This is a genomic window from Heliobacterium chlorum, assembly GCF_014502795.1.
In the GTDB taxonomy this organism is placed as follows: domain Bacteria; phylum Bacillota; class Desulfitobacteriia; order Heliobacteriales; family Heliobacteriaceae; genus Heliobacterium; species Heliobacterium chlorum.
On sequence record NZ_JACVHF010000004.1, the window covers coordinates 149,606 to 168,376 of the forward strand.

An 18,771-nucleotide genomic window follows, 5' to 3' on the forward strand; every position below is an offset into this window, starting at 1 on the left:
AAGATTTTTTCAACCGTGCTAAAAAGTCGCGCTGGTTATTTTTTCCCAAACCTCTGAGCTACCGAAAGATGAGCCCGGTTTTCCCAAGTATCATGAAGGGTGCTCAGGCTTCCATCGCCGTACCGGCGCTCTAAGGCTTTGCTGAGCAGCCAGTCCGCTAAAGCAGGGTTTTTAGGCAGCACGGGCCCGTGCAGGTATGTGCCCACAGCGTTTTTATAGACGGCGCCCTCCCCTTTATCATCGCCGTTATTGCCGAAACCGGCAGTGACCTGGGCGAGAGGCTGGATGCCGCCGCGAGAACCGAGGTAGGTGCGGCCCGAGTGGTTCTCAAAACCGACCAGTGTGGCATTCTCGCCGAGCAACGGGGCTTGGGCGACGACGTTGCCGATGAGGCGTGTCGAACCGGCTTCGGTCCAAGCGTCAAAAAGGCCGAGGCCTGGCATTTCTTCTCCCGTGTGGGTGCGGTAGTAGAGGCCGAGCAGTTGATAGCCTCCGCAGACCGACAAGAGGGGGAGACCGCCTTCGGCCGCTTCTACGAGGGCAGGTCCTTTGTGCTGTTGAAAGTCTTGAAAGAGCAAGGTTTGTTCTCGGTCTGAACCACCGCCCATGAAGACCAGATCGGCATCGTCGAAGGATGCTTTTTCACCTAAGGAAGCGGAATGGACCTGTAAGGTGATGCCGCGCCATTCACAGCGGCGACGGAGGGTGATGATGTTTCCTCGGTCGCCGTAGAGATTGAGCAGGTCTGGATAGAGGTGAATGAGGGTTATGGTGCGGTTTGATGATTTACTCATGGGCTATTCCTCCCAATAGTGAGGCGAGTGCCCCAGGCGGGTCAAAGCGGCTTTAGATTCGAGAAGGGCCGTATAGGTCGGCAGAATGTACAAGGTTTCACCGGGCTCTGTCATCTCAAGGGCCGAACGGATGGCTTGTTCGACGTTTGCTTCATAGTGAATACTTGCAGCGGGAATGCCGGCGTAATTCAGGCGCAGAGCCATGTCTTCACCGCGCAGTCCGGACGTAAAGATGCTGCGAAGTTCCGGGTAAACAGGCTCTAGAGATTCGAAATCGGCATCCCAAAGCCAGGAGATGTCTCGACCATCGGCGGCATTGTCGTTGATGATGACGAGCAGCCGTTTGGGACCTCTGTTTTGGACGAGTGTGCGGATCACTTCGTCACAGCCCGTCGGATTTTTGATCAGCGCCAAAAAGGCCCGGCGGCCGTCCTCCAATTCGATCCGTTCCATCCGTCCGAAATTCGTCCGGTATCCCTGTAGTCCGGCCCGGATGGCTTTTTCGGGCAGATCGAGCCGGATAGCGGAAGCGATCGCCGCTAAAGCATTGTATATGTTGTAGAAACCGGGTGTGGACAGTTCTAACTGCCAGGTACCGCGAGGCGTTTCGACGGTGAAAGCGGAACCCTCTTCGCCTTTGAGTTGAATGCCGGTCACCTTGATCTTCGGTTCGGGCCGTTGAAAGCCGCAGTGGGAACAGCGGTAATGACCGAGCTGGCCGAAGAAGAACCAGTCATAGGTCAAGGGATGACCGCAGAGACGACAGAAACGGGTCTCTGCTGATTGGAGCATTTCCCGGGCGCCGTAAGAGCGATCATCAATGCCGAAATAGAGAACTCGTCCCGGAAAATCTTTGCCGAGGGAAGCGACTAGAGGATCATCGGCGTTGAGCACGGCGATCGACTGAACCGGCAGCAGCCGAAGGGCTTCGCCGACCAGGCTGACCGTTTTGTCCAGTTCACCGAAACGGTCCAATTGGTCCCGGAAAAAGTTCGTCACGACGACGCCTTTCGGCTGAACCTCTCGGACGAGTTGGGGAATCGTCGCTTCATCCACTTCGATGACCCCTAAATCGCTGGTGATGCTACCGCCGATGGTGGCGGAGTCGATGAAGGCGGTCGTAATCCCTCCGACAAGGTTAGCACCGGCCCGGTTATGGGTCAGTGTCAGTGAAGACTTCTCCACGATGGCAGCGAGCATCTTCGACGTTGTCGTCTTACCATTCGTACCTGTAACGACCATGGCTCCCTTTTTTAATTGTCCGGCGAGAGCGGTGAGGATCTGTGGAGCGACACGCCGACCGATTCCTCCGGGGAAAGACGTTCCTCCGTGGCCAAAACGGCGGTTTAGCCAGATCGCCGTTTTGCCCATCCACAAACCGGCTAGTAAACGAGGCGATAACAACAGGGAGCACCTCCGTTGCAGTCGTACAATTGCGAACCGAATCTTTCAGTTCGGCTATTTACTATTGTATATTACCATCACAACAGTTTACGCGTTTTTTTATCTCGATAAAAGCTTGACAACCTTTTTTTCTTATGGCATAATATCAAAGTCGATTGGGCGCACTTGCTTGAAGGCGCTGAAGCGATGATGATTGACGCGGGATGGAGCAGTTGGTAGCTCGTCGGGCTCATAACCCGAAGGTCGCAGGTTCGAGTCCTGCTCCCGCAACCAAATCTGGCGGTGTAGCTCAGTTGGTCTAGAGCATACGGTTCATACCCGTAGTGTCGTAGGTTCAAATCCTACCACCGCTACCAAATATTCATGGCCCGTTGGTCAAGCGGTCTAAGACACCGCCCTTTCACGGCGGTTACAGGGGTTCGAATCCCCTACGGGTCACCAAAATGAAAAAAACCCTCACCAAAATTTACAGGTGGGGGTTATTTGTTTTTGTCCAACTGAATATGATAAGGGAAGATGAACCTTTTACAACATTGCCTTTAGGTAGAACAAACTCGAGAAAAAACATTATCATTTTTTTATCGGGTCTTTCACAAATGGTTTGAATCGAGTAAAATGGGGAAGGACAAGGTACTCGCGCGGTTGAATCATTCTTTTATTTATCGATGGTCGGATAATTCCGTAGGATAGAGAGGGTGGTGCCATGTTTATCTTCGTCGTCGGACTCAACCACAAATCGGCTCCAGTGGAAGTCCGCGAAAAACTGTCCTTTACTGAAGCGCAGCTGAGTGAGGCATTGCACAAGCTACAGGGCATGGCTGGGATTGAAGGTTGCTGTATTCTTTCCACGTGCAACCGGACGGAGATATACGGTGCGTCGACCGATATGGAAAAGGGCATGACCGCGGTCAAACGGTTTGTCCTTGAATGGGGACAACTCCAACCACAGGAATTTTCTAAATACTTTTATGTACATACATTGTACGATGCCATTCGGCATCTCTTTCGTGTCGCTTCGGGATTGGACTCGATGGTTCTTGGAGAAACGCAAATTCTCGGGCAGGTACGTACGGCCTACCAGCGCTCCTGCAACGAAGATTGCAGCAATGGGATCGTTAACACCTGGTTTCAACAAGCGATTACAGTGGGTAAACGGGTGCGGACGGAGACTGGCATTGATCAGCATCCCGTATCCATCTCATATACGGCAGTGGAACTGGCCGAACAAGTCCTGGGCGGCTTGAAAGGCCGTACGGCCATGGTGCTCGGCGCCGGAAAGATGAGTGTGCTCACCTTAAAACACCTTGTGGCTGAAGGTGTCGACAAGATCATCATCGCTAACCGCTCCGTCGAAAAAGCGGAAGAACTGGCAAAAAGCTGTGGTGGCGAAGCGATTCCTTTTACCGATGTGAATCATCGCCTGGAGGAAGCCGACATCCTCATCTCCTGTACAGCGGCGACCCATTATGTCATTCGCAAATCCATGGTTGAACAAGTGATGGACAGGCGTGGCGGAAAACCTGTCTTCCTCTTCGATATCGCTGTACCTCGTGATATCGATCCGGAAGTGGCGCAAGTTCCCGGCACGCACCTCTATGACATCGACTCCATGCAGCACGTGATCGACCGCAATTTGGCCGAACGGCGTAAGTGTGCAGCGGAAGCGGAGATCATCATCGAACATGAGATCAACCAATTCATGCGCTGGCTCAATTCGCTCTTTGTCATTCCGACCATTGTCGGTCTGAAAAACAAAGGCAATCAAATCAAAGAAAAAGAGCTTGACCGGGCCTTGTGCAAGTTAAAGCATTTGTCTGAAAAGGAAAAGAAGCTGGTCGGTTCCTTAGCCAGTTCCATCGTCAACCAACTGCTTCACGATCCGATTACGCAACTGCGTCACTATGCGGCTTCCCCGGAAGGGCATTTGTACTCGGAGATTCTACAAAATCTTTTCTGCCTGGATGTTCCGGGCCAACGGCAAAAACATGTCGTTGTTCAGTACCCCGCTGTGGAGCAACGGCAAAATCGGGCCTAATAAACGGACTTATGTTAAATTTTTTTGAATACATGTTAAAAGTCTATTGATCAATGTTTTATGAAATGGTATACAATGATTGAATGAAAATTAGCTGAAAAACGAGTGAGCTTTGACTGGAAGCATCACATCCGGTGCGGCTGGTCATGTAATAATCATTTAATCTTTAAGTCCGGTTCTTTAATTTATTTGGAGGTGAAGTGAAGAGATGAAAAATTTCAAACTCATCGGTGTTGCTGCGGTTCTGGGTCTGTCCCTCGTGACGCTGACCGCATGCAACGGTGGCAGCCAAGCTCCTGCTGCTCCTGAGAAGAAAGTGGAGACTTCTGCACCCAAAGCCGAACAAGCTCCTGCTCCGGCTCCTAAGGCTGAAGCTAAAACCGAAACCAAAACTGCCGATGCTGGCAAAGGCAAAGAACTCTTCAACGGTAAAGGTGCTTGCAATTCCTGCCATAAGATTGGTACCGAAGGAACTGCAGCTATCGGTCCGGATCTCGAGAAAGTTGGCGCCAAGTATGACGCTGACAAAATCGCTAAGATCTTGGCTAACCCCACTGGTGAAGGTCTGCAAGCTACCATGCCTCCCGCTGCCGCTCTGAGCGACGACGAGAAGAAAGAAGTAGCTAAGTTCCTGGCTTCCCAGAAGTAAGCGTGACTTCCTCGAATCAGAGGACGTACATAGCGAGAAAGAGCTCCCTACGGGGCTCTTTTTTATGCACTTGAACATAATACGTAGTACATTTGTATAGGATCTATGCAAGGATAAAAGAACGTGTTATTATACCATAGCAGGAAAACGAAGCTTTGGTTGCCAAGCATCCTGTTATGCCATTTTGGAATAATACAGTGCATTTGTCCCGGCTCCAGAAACAGCATGTATATTTTGTGACTTCGACGTGGCGCGATGAAGGGGGTAGGGAACGATGAGATGACACATCGGAGGAGCATTCATAGGGGTGCCGCTACGGTGAGATTTCAGAATCGTTTCCTAATCTAAGCGCTATGGCCTGAGTCACTTTAATTTATAAGGGGGGGTAGTCATGAAAGCGCCGGACTATAAGGCAGGTATGCTCAACCTAATTGTACTAACCCTGATTGCCCTGGCGTTGGTCGCCGTAGCCTTCAAAAAGTTGGCTGACGGAGACTTTAACGGGGCGGCGATTTACATAGGGTTCCTGTTCATCGATTTTGGCGTAGCCCTGTATTCTTTCCGGGTAGCCATATGGGATGGAACAGGGTATAAGGAGGTCAAAGACTAATGGATCAGAACGTATCCAGAAGGAAGTTCCTGGGCGGTGTCATTGCGATTCCAACATTGGCCGTTCTCACAGCGCCTTTAGCGGCTGTTGGCGGATTTGTTTATCCTCCCGATAGACTGCTTCAGCCGCCATCACCGAAGAAAATCGCCAAGCTGGCCGATTTGAAACCGATGGAAGCGCTTCACTTTGATTACAACGATGTTCCTTGTATGGCTATCAAAACCAGCAAAGGTGAAGTAATCGCCTACAAGCTCAAGTGCACTCATTTAGGTTGTACTGTCGACGTTCCGAAAGGCAGCCTGGAAGGCAAGAAACTCGTTTGTCCCTGCCACGGTGGTCAGTTCGATCCGGAAGGCAATAACGTAGGCGGACCGCCGCCGAAACCACTCGTCCGACTGCAAGTAGCCGTAGAAAACGGCGATGTCATCGTTAAAGAGGGGGTTGCGTAAGAGATGAATTGGTTGGAAGAACGCTTGCCCGGTATCGGGAAAGTGGCGGAAGATATCGCTGAGCACCCGGTCCCCTCTCATACGCTGAACATCTTTTATTGTCTCGGTGGACTCACGTTACTCGCTTTTCTCGTCCAGTGTGTAACCGGCTTGTTCTTGGCATTATACTACAAGCCCACTCCGGAAGCGGCCTTTGCCAGTGTGCAGATGATCACCAACGAAGTGCGTTTCGGCGCCACCATTCGTTCCTTGCACCACTGGGCGGCCAACCTGATGATCTTGCTGGTTTTCCTGCACATGCTGCGCGTTTACTACACAGGTTCCTTCAAAAAGCCGCGGGAACTGAACTGGCTTGCCGGTTGCTTCCTGCTCGTGTTAAGCCTCGGTCTGGCCTTCACCGGATACCTGCTCCCTTATGAACAACTATCCTACTGGGCATCGGTCATCGGTGCTGAAACGGCCGGTTCCTTGCCGGTTGTCGGCGCGACTATGAAGATCATGATGCAGGGCGGCATCAAGGTAACCGCAGAAATGCTCAGCCGGTTCTATGTATTGCACGTGATGATTCTGCCGCTCGTAACGATCGGCTTCCTGGTTGCTCACTTTATCATGATTCGGGTTCAGGGCATATCCGACCCCATGTAAGGAGGTTGATCCTGTGGAAAAGAAGCGGTTTACAATACCCTTCATGCCGGTGCATATCACCACCGAAGCTGCTATTGCGATGATTTTCATCGGCGTCTTGTTCATCCTCGCCGGCGTCTTGCCAAAAGAGATGATGGAACCTGCCGATAAACTGGTGACACCGATCGGCTTAAAGCCGGAATGGTATTACCTCTGGGCCTATGTCATTTTGGAAATGGTACCGAACAAGCTCATGGGGATTCTGATTCCAGGTGTGATAGTTGGCGCCCTTTTCGCCGTTCCTTGGCTCGAACGGGGTAAAGAACGTCGTCCGGCGAAACGCCCTATCGCGGTAGGCGTGTTCACCGCTATGATGCTCGTTGTTGCCGCCCTGACCTACTATGGCGCAACGATCCAAATCGGCGGCTAAGCGTCTGTCGATGACGGACAGTCTTACGAGACTTTGAGGACAAGGGGGAGACGAATTGGGAACCCGTAAACTGATTATGTTTGGCGGGACAGCTGTACTCCTGGTTGGAATTTTGTTGGCCCCGAGCCTGCAAGCCAAAGGAGAACTCGTTCGCGGCCACGAATTATATAAGACAAACTGTGCCTCCTGTCACGGTGAGGACGGTAAAGGTGTCAAAGGCGTCAAGGCAGCCACATTGAACAATGAAGGCTTCCTGAAGATTGCCAGCGACGACTATATCCTCAAAAGCATGCGTGCTGGACGGTTTAACCAAAACATGACTGCTTTTGACCATACGAAGATCCCTGATGAGAAGGCTCAGCTGATCATCAAAAACATTCGCAGCTGGCGTCCCGACATTCAGCCGCAAGAGCTGAAAAATGAGCGGATCGTCGGCGATCCCGTCAAAGGTGAGGCCTATTACAAACAAGTCTGCGCCGCCTGTCACGGACCGAACGGTGAAGGTGGTATTGGCTCTTCCATCACCGATCCTGGCTTCCTCAATGCGGCTACAGATGAGTTTATTCTCAAGTCTGTGACAACGGGTCGCCCTGGCACCTCAATGCCGGCCTATCCCGATACGCAGGAACTGCGCAATACGATTTCGTTCCTGCGCAGCAAACAGATTCCTTTAGACGTGGCTCAGGAAAACGCGGAAAAGAAAAAGGCTGAAGAAAAAGCCGCAAAATAAACCCCTTTATACCTACAGAAGCAGCATCAACGAAAGACTTACTGGAGGAATGAATCATGAGGAAGATCGTAGCGCTACTATGGCAATGGCGGCATTTGGTCTTCCTCATATTTTTTTCTTTAATGGCGACGTTTTTTCTGGACTTGACGATGACGATCGTCCGTAAGTGGATCGACGGAGAACCTGTCGGTATATCCCAGGCGATCATCGGTCCTGTAGGCTTGGGCATTGGCGGATATGGCCTCTTGCGATTCGTCTATCGCCATGATAAAAAAACGGGTCGTGTCAAAAGGAATGTCAAATGGCTTGAATAATGTGAGCATCTTCGGTTAGGACGAATTTGGGATACATAGTGCAGTAGAGATTTTATAAAGCTCTTATCTCGTCATAGAGCGCTACCGGAGTTGCGGGGCGGGGACGAGGATGGAGCGATGGGGGTCAAAAATGAACGTAGCAATCAATGTCCTCAAACTCATCGCGAGCATCATCATCTGCCAGGTAGCGAGTTTAATTGGCGCTAAGTTCACCATTTTTCCGGCCAATATCATATGGTATGCCCAACTGGCCAAACCTGCATTCAACCCGACGAATGACGCCTTTTATCCCGTCTGGATAGTACTATATACGCTCATGGGAATCGCCCTGTATCTGGTGTGGCGAAAAAACCTTGAACAAGGCGAAGTAAAAGTCGCCTTATCCTTGTTTTCAGCGCAATTATTATTAAATGTCTTATGGTCATGGATTTTTTTCGAGTTACAAGCTCCCTTTTACGCTTTTTTCGAGATTATTTTACTGGCAACAGTAATTTTAGCGACTGTAATCGCTTTTTATAGGCAGTCTGAATTGGCGGCTGTCTTGATGATGCCCTATTTTTTACGGGTTTGTTACGAAGCGATATTGAACTATTATATTTGGCAAATGAACCCGTAAGCCTCTTGAATAAGCTAAGTATAAGATTTTTGGGGAGTTTGCCAATGCAAAGAGTTGATCGACGGTGGATTATGCAGTATAATTCAACCAACTGAGGAAAACGGGCAGCTCCACCAGCAGAGGGTGAGCGACATCGGCGATGTAAATTATGGTAAAATTGGTCCAAATTCGATTATTCAGACAGTTGCCGCATTAAAAGAAAAGTACGGAGACGAAAAAGCGGACGACATTCTCCGTCAAGGCGGCAAAGGGTATTTGATAGATAACCTTCCCAGCGAAATGGTCGATGAGAAGGAATTCATTTCACTCGTACATATGTTAGCTTCATCGATAGGGCATACAGAAACCAAAACCATACTTCGCCGTTCCGGAGAATTGACGGCCAAGTACCTCTTGAAACATCGGATTCCAGGTCCTATCCAATGGTTGTTAAAGGTTATGCCGGCGCAACAGGGATTGCGAATCTTGCTCTCGGCGATCAGTAAGAACGCCTGGACCTTCGTCGGCACTGGTAAATTCTCTTACGATAGTGAAAATGAGAAAAAGATTTATATCGAAAATTGCTTATCCTGCCGGGGATTGCACTCGTCACAACCGATATGCAGTTTCTACGAGGGAACCTTTGAAAAGCTGATTCAGACATTGGTAGTTTCCAGAGCGCAAGTTCGGGAAACAGAGTGCATCGCCTTAGGGGCAAAGACATGCACCTATCGAATTGAATTTCCTAAATAAAGATTGGCATAAACGTTGACCAAGACAAATACATATTAAAGGAACCACAGGAAGCCCCCTAAAATCGTAGTTAACCCGCTCCGGTACTATGGCTGAGATGCGGTGGGGCTCCCTCAGCAATAACAGAAGAGTGGGTGCCGAAATGAGTGTTAACATCAATCGAGAGAGTCCAGCGACTCTTGACGCAAACGCTACCATTCCTGATTCGGCTACCATATGGCGGGTACGACTTAAACTCACGAAACCACTGACATGGATCGGCCCTGTCTGGTCTGTTGGATGCGGTATCGCCGGTGCGTCGGAAGCCCATTTAAGCCTTTGGACAATCCTATACGGTGCCTTATTGATGTTCCTTATCGGGCCGCTAGTACTCGGGATGGGACAATCCATCAACGATTACTACGATGCCGATGTAGATGCAATCAATGAGCCTGACCGCCCCTGTGCTAAATATCCGAAACTGTTCAAAAAGCTAGCGCTCACAAACGTGGCTGTCCTGTCCTTGGCAGCGATGGCTGTCGCTTATGTAGCCTTTCGAATTGAGATATTCTATCTGGTCGTTGCCGGTCTACTCATCGCTGTCGGATACAGCATGCCGCCGCTGCGCTTTAAGCAGAACGGCTGGATCGGAAATGCGGCTTGTGCGCTTACATACGTCACCCTTCCATGGATTGCAGGCCTCTTAGCTTTTAACAGCTTAACACCGGAACAGACCATAGTCGCTTTTGTTTACGCCATCGGATCCCACGGATTTATGACCATGAATGACTTCAAGAGCGTCGAAGGCGACAAGCAATGGGGTCTACGTTCCATCGTCGTCATGTACGGCGTTGAAGGCGGATTGAAAATCGCACTCGGCATGCTCATGGCATCCCAACTGATGGTAGCTGCTTATGTCGCTTATCTAGGCGATTACATAGGTTCCATTGTGTTAGTCAGCTTGCTTCTTGCCCAAGTACCTTTTCAAAAGAAATTGAAGCAAGACCCCAAAGCCAACGCCCCCTGGTATAACGCAACAGCCAACAGTTTTTTTATTCTATCCATGATGGTTGCGGCGTTTATTCTCAGATAAATTTCTACCCATCGAAGTCCACATCACAGCACTGGACGTAGCCGGGGGAATAACTCAAGGTTACCTTGAGGGAATCGATAGGAGGTGGGAGGACAATTTAGCGGTCCACTCGGGCACCGCGGAAGGTTCCAAAAACATGGGATACGGCCATAATACCAATCTTTACTACGCCAGACCCGGGAACCACTACGCGGGGCTGCAAAGAATCTAACCACAATTCGGTAAAGGAGGTCGTACCTATGGCAACTGCCGATGCGGCATTCAACCCGCGTGCGCAGGTCTTTGAATGGTTCAAAGATAAAGTTCCTGCCACCCGTGGCGCCGTGCTGAAAGCCCACATCAACCACCTGGGCATGGTAGCCGGTTTTGTTTCCTTCGTACTTGTTCACCACCTGAGCTGGTTAAGCGACCAAGTTCTGTTCGCTCCCACTCCGATTTTTTATGCTCGTCTGTATCAACTGGGCCTCGACGCTTCTGCTCGTAGCGCCGACGCTCTGATGGTCGCTCGCCTGCACTTGCTGGCCGCCATTATCTTCTGGATTATTGGTCACATCAAAACTCCTCGGGAAGATGAATTCCTCAAAAACGTAACTTTCGGTAAGACCCTCGTTGCTCAGTTCCACTTCCTCGCTCTCGTAGCTACTCTCTGGGGCATGCATATGGCTTATATCGGTGTTCGTGGCGCTAACGGCGGCATCGTTCCCACCGGCCTGAGCTTTGATATGTTTGGACCCATCACTGGCGCTACCCTGGCTGGCAACCATGTCGCTTTCGGTGCGCTGCTCTTCCTCGGTGGTGTTTTCCACCATTTCGCTGGCTTCAACACGAAGCGCTTTGCTTTCTTTGAAAAAGATTGGGAAGCTGTTCTGTCCGTATCCGCTCAAGTTCTGGCGTTCCACTTCGCTACCGTCGTGTTCGCCATGATCATCTGGAACCGTCCGGATCAGCCTATCCTCAGCTTCTACTTCATGCAAGACTATGCTCTGTCCAACTACGCTGCTCCTGAAATTCGGGAAATCGCTTCTCAAAACCCTGGTTTCCTGATTAAACAAGTCATCCTGGGCCACCTGGTCTTCGGTGTCATGTTCTGGATCGGCGGCGTATTCCATGGCGCTCACTTCATGCTGCGCGCTACCAATGATCCCAAGTTGGCTGAAGCTCTGAAAGACTTCAAAATGCTGAAGCGCTGCTACGACCATGACTTCCAGAAGAAATTCCTGGCTCTGATCATGTTCGGCGCTTTCCTCCCCATCTTCGTATCCTACGGTATCGCTACCCACAACACGATTGCTGACCTCCATCACCTGGCCAAGGCTGGCATGTTTGCCAACATGACCTACATCAACATCGGAACCCCGCTGCATGATGCGATCTTCGGCTCCCATGGCACCGTCAGTGACTTCGTCGCTGCCCATGCCATCGCCGGTGGCTTGCACTTCACCATGGTTCCCCTGTGGCGTATGGTGTTCTTCAGCAAAGTATCTCCCTGGACCACCAAAGTTGGCATGAAAGCTAAGCGGGACGGCGAGTTCCCCTGCTTAGGACCTGCTTACGGCGGTACTTGCTCCATCTCCCTCGTTGACCAGTTCTATCTGGCCATCTTCTTCTCCCTCCAAGTTATCGCTCCGGCTTGGTTCTACCTGGATGGCTGCTGGATGGGTTCCTTCGTTGCTACCTCCAGCGAAGTCTACAAACAAGCTGCTGAGCTCTTCAAAGCTAACCCCACCTGGTTCTCCCTGCATGCTGTTTCTAACTTCACTTCCGAAGGTTACTTCAGCTACATCATCTCTCAAACCACTCGTATGTTCAAATACTACGATGGTCACCTGGTTCAAGCCCTGCTGGGCGCTCACTTCATCTGGGCCTTCACTTTCTCCATGCTGTTCCAATATCGCGGATCCCGCGACGAGGGCGCTATGGTTCTGAAATGGGCTCACGAACAAGTTGGTCTGGGCTTTGCTGGTAAAGTGTACAATCGTGCGCTGAGCCTCAAAGAAGGTAAAGCTATCGGTACCTTCCTGTTCTTCAAGATGACCGTCCTCTGCATGTGGTGCCTCGCGATGGTGTAATGCCATCAATGGCATAGCTCTTCTCACCCCCTGCGCCCTGAGAGGGGCGCAGGGGTTTTATTCTCACTAAGGGAAAAAAGTCGGCCTGATCCAGGCCAATATGGCATATATTTCCTCTAGAATATTTTTTGGGAGGTGGAGGCAATGGCAAACGAAGTAAATTCCTATGGGACGCAAAAAGAACAAGTGCGGCAGTATTTTGACGGTGACGCCTTCCAACGTTGGGCAGCCATCAGTAAAGGTGAAAGCAAGAACTTCGCACAACAAAAGCTGATTGAAGGAAGACAAGCCATCCACCGCTGCCTGTTGGATTGGATCGGGCCGATCAAAGGAAAACGACTGCTTGATGCCGGTTGCGGCGCTGGATTACTGTCTGAAACCTTTGCCGATCAAGGAGCCATCGTCAAAGGGATTGATATATCACAGAAAATGATTCAAATGGCTCAAAATCGAAACCAAGGGCGAGATAATCTCGAATTCAAAGTGAGCGATCTTCTCTCAGCTTGTGGAGAATATGATATACTCGTGTCAATGGATGTTGTAATCCATTACCCCTTAGCGGACATGCCTAAGCTGTTGGGACATCTTTTGTCCTTAACAAAAGAAAGAGCTTACATTTCTTTTGCTCCATCGACAGCGTGGTTTCGCTTCCTGAAGATGATTGGGGAGCGGATGTCCGGAAGTTCACGGACCACTAGCGCCTATTTACATCCCATGCCGGAAATCGAAAGAATCTTGAATGAACTGGGCTATGAAATCACTCGCGAGAAGCTAGTTTCCAACATCATTTATAACTCAATGCTGTTGGAAATTAAGCCGAAGAGATGACTAGGAGGCTTGACATGCGCATACTGATGATCCAACCGAATTACCATTGTGGTGGCGCCGAGATAGCAGGCAATTGGCCGCCGAGCTGGGCAGCGTATATTGGTGGAACATTAAAAGCGGCTGGGTACACCAACATCAAGTTTATCGATGCCATGACAGAGGATCTTCCAGATGACGTGCTGGCCGAAATCATCAGGAAAAACCAACCTGATGTAGTCCTGGCGAGTGCAATTACGCCTATGATATATAAAGCGCAGGATACCTTGCGGGTTGCTAAAGAAAGCAACCCTAACTGTAAGACCGTCTTGGGCGGAATTCACCCGACCTTCATGTACAGTCAAATACTGTCTGAAGCACCTTGGATCGATTATATTGTCCGCGGCGAAGGGGAAGAGATCGTCGTCAATTTGATGAATGTCATCGCCGCTGGAACAGACATTAAAGACCGCAAAGATGTCCTGGGGATCGCTTATTTGGAAGACGGGAAAGTGGTGGCGACACCAGCCCATCCGCCGATTAAAGATTTGGACAGCCTCACACCGGACTGGAGCATCCTCGATTGGGATAAGTACATATATATTCCTCTAAACACGCGCGTAGCCGTGCCCAACTTTGCTCGCGGTTGTCCTTTTACCTGCCGCTTCTGTTCACAGTGGAAGTTCTGGCGGACTTATCGCGTACGGAACCCGAAAAAGTTTGTCGACGAAATTGAAACTCTCGTCAAAGATCATAAAGTGGGCTTTTTCATCTTGGCCGATGAAGAACCGACCATCAACCGCGACAAATTCGTCGCCATGTGCCAAGAGCTGATCGACCGGAAACTGGACGTTCACTGGGGTATCAACACCCGCGTGACCGACATTCTGCGGGATGCTCACCTACTACCTTTCTACCGGAAAGCTGGACTCGTACATATCTCCCTTGGTACGGAAGCAGCCACACAGATGAACTTAGACCGCTTCCGTAAAGAAACGACGATGGAAGAAAACAAACGGGCTATCGATATGATCAAGGCCAACGGTATGGTCGCCGAAGCCCAGTTTATCATGGGCTTAGAGAATGAAACTGTTGAAACGATCGAAGAAACTTTCCAATTGGCCCGCTACTGGGATGCCGACATGGTCAACTGGAACATGTACACTCCCTGGCCCTTCTCGGAGCTCTTTGAGGAACTGGGGGACAAGGTTGAAGTTCGCGATTACTCGAAATACAACTTTGTCACACCCATCATGCAGCCAGACCACATGGATCGCGAAGACGTACTCAAAGGGGTCTTGAGAAGCTACGCTCGTTTCTATATGCGCAAGAGCTTCCTCGACTATCCCTTTATCAAGGATCCCTGGAAGCGGAAATACATGATGGGCTGCTTGAAAGCCTTCTTGAAGATGACTGCCTCAAAACGATTCTATGACATCGGCCGGGTCAAGCGAAAAGGTCTCAGCACGGAAGTTGACCTCGGCTTTGACGAAAGCAAGATCGTCAGCAAAGAAGAGATCGCCAAGCTCAAAACAACTCGTCCCGATTTGAAAGCCGATATGGATTTTGGCACGATATCCGCCTGCGGTGCTCCGAAACAAGTCAGCCTCAACAACGTCTCTGCCTGTGGTGCTCCCAAAGACCTCGAAATCTCCGCTTGCGGCGCCCCGCGGGACTTACCGTCTCTGGACAGCCAGCAAGATGACAACACAGCAACGAGAGGCATGATGAAAATATGATCATCGCGGTCTACGGAAAAGGCGGCGTTGGCAAGTCCACGACGACATCCAACTTGGCCGTGGCCATCGCTAAAGAAGGCAAACGGGTCCTGCAGATCGGTTGCGACCCCAAAAGCGACTCCACCTTCACCATCGCCGGGAAAATGATCCCGACGGTGGTGGAGATCCTCGATAAATTCAACTATCACTATGAGTCGATTGAGCCAGGCGACTTGATTTTTACCGGTTATGGCGGCGTCGATGTGGTAGAGACCGGGGGTCCCCCTGCCGGAAGCGGGTGCGGCGGCTATGTAGTCGGTGAGACCGTGAAACTCTTAGAGAAGATGGATGTCATGACCCGGTATGATGTCATTCTTTTCGACGTACTCGGTGACGTCGTTTGCGGTGGCTTTGCTACACCACTGCAATATGCCGACCTTGCCTGTGTAGTATCTTCGAACGATTTTGATGCGCTCTTCGCCGCAAACCGGATTTGCGAAAGCGTCGTTGAAAAAAACATGTCTGGTTACGATGTAAAAATGGCCGGAGTTATTGGCAACCGTTGCGATCAGGTCGATTTGCTGGAGACCTTTACCCGGCGTATTGAAACGCCCTTGATGGGCGTCGTCCCCCGGAAAGAAGAGATTCGCCAGTCCCGCGTAAAGGGGTACACCTTATTTGAATTGGAAGAGATGGGCGAACCGGTCCAAGACATGACCGCCGAATTTCGGAAAATGGCCCGTTATCTCCTGAGCAAACCGGACGGTGTCATCCCGAATGCGGTCGGGACCCGGGAGATGTTCGAACTCTTTAAAGGGGAGGACGTGCCGTGGAAAGGGTCGAACGGGAAAACGGGTGCTTCCACACCTTCTGCCCAATAGCCAGTGTCGCTTGGCTGCATCGTAAGATTAAAGACTCCTTTTTCTTAATCGTCGGAACGCATACCTGTGCACACTTTATCCAAACAGCGCTGGACGTCATGGTTTACGCCCACTCCCGTTTCGGATTTGCTGTGCTGGAAGAATCGGATCTCGTCTCTGCCTCGCCGACAGAAGAGTTGGGCAAGGTGGTCCAACAAGTGGTCGACGAATGGCACCCCAAAGTCATTTTCGTCCTCAGCACCTGCAGTGTGGATATCTTAAAGATGGACCTGGAAGTATCCTGTAAGGATCTGAGCACTCGCTTCGGATTCCCTGTGCTTCCAGCGGCTACGTCAGGAATCGATCGCTCCTTTACGCAAGGGGAAGACGCCGTTTTACATGCGCTGCTTCCCTTTGTTCCCAAAGAGGCGCCAGCAGTTGAACCGGTGGAAGAGAAAAAGCCTCGCTGGTTTTCCTTTGGCAAAGAGACCGAAAAAGAGAAAGCCGAACCGGCTCGCAACCTGGTTCTCATCGGTGCCGTTACCGACTCGACGATACAACAACTCCAATGGGAATTGAAACAACTCGGTTTGCCGAAGGTAGATGTTTTCCCTGATGGCGACATTCGTAAAATGCCTGTCATCAACGAACAGACTGTCGTGGTACCGCTACAACCGTACCTCAACGATACCTTGGCAACCATACGCCGCGAACGGGGTGCCAAAGTGCTTTCCACCGTCTTTCCGATCGGACCGGACGGCACGGCTCGATTCCTCGAAGCCATCTGTTCGGAGTTCGGACTGGTTACGAGCCGAATTAAAGAGAAGGAAGCTCAGGCTTGGCGGGATTTGGAACCTCAACTGCAAATCTTAAGAGGCAAGAAGATCATGTTCCTGGGGGACAACCTGCTGGAGCTGCCGCTGGCACGGTTTTTAACATCCTGTGGCGTTCAAGTGGTAGAGGCGGGCACCCCTTATATCCACTCAAAAGATCTGCAACAAGAATTGGAACTGCTGCAGGAACGAGATGTCCGCATCGTCGAAAGCCCCGACTTTACGAAACAGCTGCAACGCATGCAAGAATATAAACCAGACCTTGTCGTAGCCGGACTTGGCATCTGTAACCCTCTCGAAGCGATGGGTTTCACGACGGCATGGTCGATTGAGTTCACCTTTGCCCAGATTCACGGCTTTGTCAATGCAATTGACTTAATCAAACTGTTTACCAAACCGTTGCTTAAGCGGCAAGCGCTGATGGAGCACGGATGGGCGGAAGCGGGGTGGCTAGAATGAAACTAGCCTACTGGATGTATGAAGGCACCGCGCTGTCTGGGATCACCCGTGTCGCCGGTAGCATGCAAAAGGTACATACGGTGATTCACGGACCTCAAGGAGACGGGTATGTCAATGTGATGTACTCTATGCTCGAGAGGTTTCACACCATCCCGCCGTTTACCCTGTCTACGATCGGGCGCCGGGAAATGGCACAGGGATCAAGAGCTCGCTTGGTCGAGACGGTTCGTCGCGTCGATGCCCAGCATCAACCGGATATCATCGTCATTACACCGACTTGCTCGTCGACACTGTTACAAGAAGACCTGCTCGCAGTGGCCCGTACCTTAGGCAAGCAAACGAAAGCGAAGCTGATTGTTCCAAACGTGAACGCCTTCCGCGATCTAGAACATCGCGCTATGGACGATTTTCTGACTCAGTTTGTCGCAGAGTTTGCAACGGAACAACCGAAGACAGAGCAATTTTCCGTAAACCTGATTGGTCCCTCTTATTTGGGTTTTCATCAATTGCACGATATGCAGGAAATTCGCAGCATGCTTGAGAGCTTAGGCGTTGTAGTCAATGCTGTGTTGCCGTATGGTGCCTCTATAGGGACTCTTCAGGAATTGACAAAAGCCCATCTCAACATTTGCCTTTATCATGAATACGGTCAAAGTGCCTGCGAACTGCTGAAAGAAAAATTCGGCATGGATTATATCGTCGCTACCCCGATTGGCATTCGTTTGACCAGCCAATTTGTCAAAGCCATCGGGGAGCGTGCCGGTCTTCCCGTAGAGTCTTACATACGCCAGAACTTGGCTCCATCCGGTACGATTGCCCGTTTTACCAAGTCTGTTGACTCCTTGTCGGCGCTCTTTGGCAAGCGAGCTGTCGTTTTCGGCGATTACAGTCATGCCGTCGGCATGACTCACCTGCTCCGGGAGATCGGTGTCCGAGTCGTCTGGGCAGGCACATATATGAAGACGATGGAGAAGGCTTTTCAAGCAGCCATTGGCGACTTAGCTGATGAGGTCTTCGTTTGTGACGATTTTCAGGCGATCAGCCATAAAATCCGGGACACCCATCCTGATATTGTATTTGGCACGCAGATGGAGCGGCACAGCTCGGCACGGTTTAACTTTCCCTGTATCGTCATCAGCAGCCCGGCCCATATCTTAAACTTCCCGCTTTTTCCGGCTCCGGTGTTGGGCTATCAAGGCATGACACGCATGCTCGATACGATCAATTCGACCATCAAGCTGGGACTGGAAGAGCATTTGGTAAATATGTTCGGTGAAGACAGCCCCGGTATGGGGGAAGAAGAAACTGCTCAAGAACAAGTAGCGGTGACCAGTGATTTGCCGAAAGCCCCCGATAAGACTACCGCGGGGGAAGTCGAGCTGAAGTGGGACGCTGAGGCCACAAAAGCATTGAAACAAGTACCCTTCTTTGTACGCGGAAAAGTCCAGCGAAATACAGAGAACTATGCCCGGGAGCGTGGATACAGCGAAGTCACATTGGAAGTGATCTACGCCGCCAAGGCCTATTTTGAAAGTAAGTCAAACCAAGGCGAACGGTAGTTGCCAATGG

At 50.7% G+C, this 18,771-nt stretch carries 19 protein-coding genes and 3 tRNA genes; 20 read left to right on the top strand and 2 right to left on the bottom strand.

Features of this window, described 5'->3' with window-relative positions; all coding sequences use genetic code 11:
* Positions 1-35: 35 nt before the first annotated feature.
* Together H1S01_RS06705 and H1S01_RS06710 are read right to left on the bottom strand one after the other, a co-directional pair.
* Positions 36-794 carry a type 1 glutamine amidotransferase gene (locus tag H1S01_RS06705; protein ID WP_188039315.1) on the bottom strand — a complete coding sequence of 253 codons (759 nt, stop codon included), beginning with the start codon at positions 792-794 and terminating at the stop codon, positions 36-38.
* 3 nt (positions 795-797) lie between these two features.
* On the bottom strand, positions 798-2,198 hold the full coding sequence (locus H1S01_RS06710) for a Mur ligase family protein (protein ID WP_188039316.1): 1,401 nt from the start codon (positions 2,196-2,198) through the stop codon (positions 798-800).
* 197 nt (positions 2,199-2,395) lie between these two features.
* On the opposite strand from H1S01_RS06710, the gene H1S01_RS06715 reads away from it, so the two are divergent.
* From H1S01_RS06715 to bchB, 20 genes are all read left to right on the top strand, one after another.
* Positions 2,396-2,471: transfer RNA gene (locus tag H1S01_RS06715), tRNA-Met, on the top strand.
* A 5-nt stretch (positions 2,472-2,476) separates the two neighbouring features.
* Positions 2,477-2,554, top strand: a tRNA-Met gene (locus H1S01_RS06720).
* 9 nt (positions 2,555-2,563) lie between these two features.
* A tRNA-Glu gene (locus H1S01_RS06725) sits at positions 2,564-2,639 on the top strand.
* Between the two features lie 262 nt (positions 2,640-2,901).
* Positions 2,902-4,233 carry a glutamyl-tRNA reductase gene (gene hemA, locus H1S01_RS06730; RefSeq protein WP_188039317.1) on the top strand — a complete coding sequence of 444 codons (1,332 nt, stop codon included), beginning with the start codon at positions 2,902-2,904 and terminating at the stop codon, positions 4,231-4,233.
* A gap of 208 nt (positions 4,234-4,441) precedes the next feature.
* Positions 4,442-4,882: a c-type cytochrome gene (locus tag H1S01_RS06735; protein WP_188039318.1), complete on the top strand. Its 441-nt coding sequence runs from the start codon at positions 4,442-4,444 to the stop codon at positions 4,880-4,882.
* Between the two features lie 391 nt (positions 4,883-5,273).
* Complete coding sequence (locus H1S01_RS06740) at positions 5,274-5,492, top strand: hypothetical protein (RefSeq protein ID WP_155475581.1); 219 nt, start codon at positions 5,274-5,276, stop codon at positions 5,490-5,492.
* Positions 5,492-5,941 (top strand): QcrA and Rieske domain-containing protein, encoded by a 450-nt coding sequence (locus tag H1S01_RS06745; protein WP_188039319.1) that lies wholly within the window; start codon positions 5,492-5,494, stop codon positions 5,939-5,941. The genes H1S01_RS06740 and H1S01_RS06745 overlap by 1 nt, the downstream gene beginning before the upstream one ends.
* 3 nt (positions 5,942-5,944) lie before the next feature.
* Complete coding sequence (locus H1S01_RS06750; RefSeq protein WP_155475583.1) at positions 5,945-6,586, top strand: cytochrome b N-terminal domain-containing protein; 642 nt, start codon at positions 5,945-5,947, stop codon at positions 6,584-6,586.
* A gap of 13 nt (positions 6,587-6,599) precedes the next feature.
* A complete protein-coding gene (locus H1S01_RS06755) occupies positions 6,600-6,995 on the top strand; it encodes a cytochrome b family protein (protein ID WP_188039320.1) in 396 nt (131 codons plus the stop codon).
* A gap of 55 nt (positions 6,996-7,050) precedes the next feature.
* On the top strand, positions 7,051-7,725 hold the full coding sequence (locus tag H1S01_RS06760) for a c-type cytochrome (RefSeq protein ID WP_188039321.1): 675 nt from the start codon (positions 7,051-7,053) through the stop codon (positions 7,723-7,725).
* A gap of 56 nt (positions 7,726-7,781) precedes the next feature.
* Positions 7,782-8,039 carry a hypothetical protein gene (locus H1S01_RS06765; RefSeq protein WP_188039322.1) on the top strand — a complete coding sequence of 86 codons (258 nt, stop codon included), beginning with the start codon at positions 7,782-7,784 and terminating at the stop codon, positions 8,037-8,039.
* 130 nt (positions 8,040-8,169) lie between these two features.
* Positions 8,170-8,655 (top strand): TspO/MBR family protein, encoded by a 486-nt coding sequence (locus H1S01_RS06770; protein ID WP_188039323.1) that lies wholly within the window; start codon positions 8,170-8,172, stop codon positions 8,653-8,655.
* Positions 8,656-8,778: 123 nt separating this feature from the next.
* Entirely contained in the window at positions 8,779-9,387 is a 609-nt protein-coding gene (bchJ, locus tag H1S01_RS06775; RefSeq protein ID WP_188039324.1) for a bacteriochlorophyll 4-vinyl reductase, read from the top strand.
* A gap of 142 nt (positions 9,388-9,529) precedes the next feature.
* The gene (gene bchG, locus H1S01_RS06780; protein ID WP_188039325.1) at positions 9,530-10,459 is read left to right on the top strand and encodes a (bacterio)chlorophyll synthase; all 930 of its coding nucleotides are present in this window, start codon (positions 9,530-9,532) and stop codon (positions 10,457-10,459) included.
* 239 nt (positions 10,460-10,698) lie between these two features.
* The gene (locus H1S01_RS06785) at positions 10,699-12,528 is read left to right on the top strand and encodes a photosystem I psaA/psaB family protein (RefSeq protein ID WP_188039326.1); all 1,830 of its coding nucleotides are present in this window, start codon (positions 10,699-10,701) and stop codon (positions 12,526-12,528) included.
* A 144-nt stretch (positions 12,529-12,672) separates the two neighbouring features.
* Positions 12,673-13,356 (top strand): magnesium protoporphyrin IX methyltransferase, encoded by a 684-nt coding sequence (gene bchM / locus H1S01_RS06790; RefSeq protein WP_188039327.1) that lies wholly within the window; start codon positions 12,673-12,675, stop codon positions 13,354-13,356.
* Positions 13,357-13,370: 14 nt separating this feature from the next.
* The gene (gene bchE, locus H1S01_RS06795; protein WP_155475592.1) at positions 13,371-15,071 is read left to right on the top strand and encodes a magnesium-protoporphyrin IX monomethyl ester anaerobic oxidative cyclase; all 1,701 of its coding nucleotides are present in this window, start codon (positions 13,371-13,373) and stop codon (positions 15,069-15,071) included.
* Positions 15,068-15,931, top strand: coding sequence for a ferredoxin:protochlorophyllide reductase (ATP-dependent) iron-sulfur ATP-binding protein (gene bchL, locus H1S01_RS06800; protein WP_188039328.1), 864 nt, complete (start codon positions 15,068-15,070; stop codon positions 15,929-15,931). Before bchE ends, bchL begins: the two co-directional genes overlap by 4 nt.
* Positions 15,880-17,202, top strand: a complete 1,323-nt coding sequence (bchN, locus tag H1S01_RS06805; RefSeq protein ID WP_188039329.1) for a ferredoxin:protochlorophyllide reductase (ATP-dependent) subunit N — start codon at positions 15,880-15,882, stop codon at positions 17,200-17,202. The genes bchL and bchN overlap by 52 nt, the downstream gene beginning before the upstream one ends.
* Positions 17,199-18,761, top strand: a complete 1,563-nt coding sequence (gene bchB / locus H1S01_RS06810) for a ferredoxin:protochlorophyllide reductase (ATP-dependent) subunit B (RefSeq protein WP_243237123.1) — start codon at positions 17,199-17,201, stop codon at positions 18,759-18,761. Before bchN ends, bchB begins: the two co-directional genes overlap by 4 nt.
* Positions 18,762-18,771 lie beyond the last annotated feature (10 nt).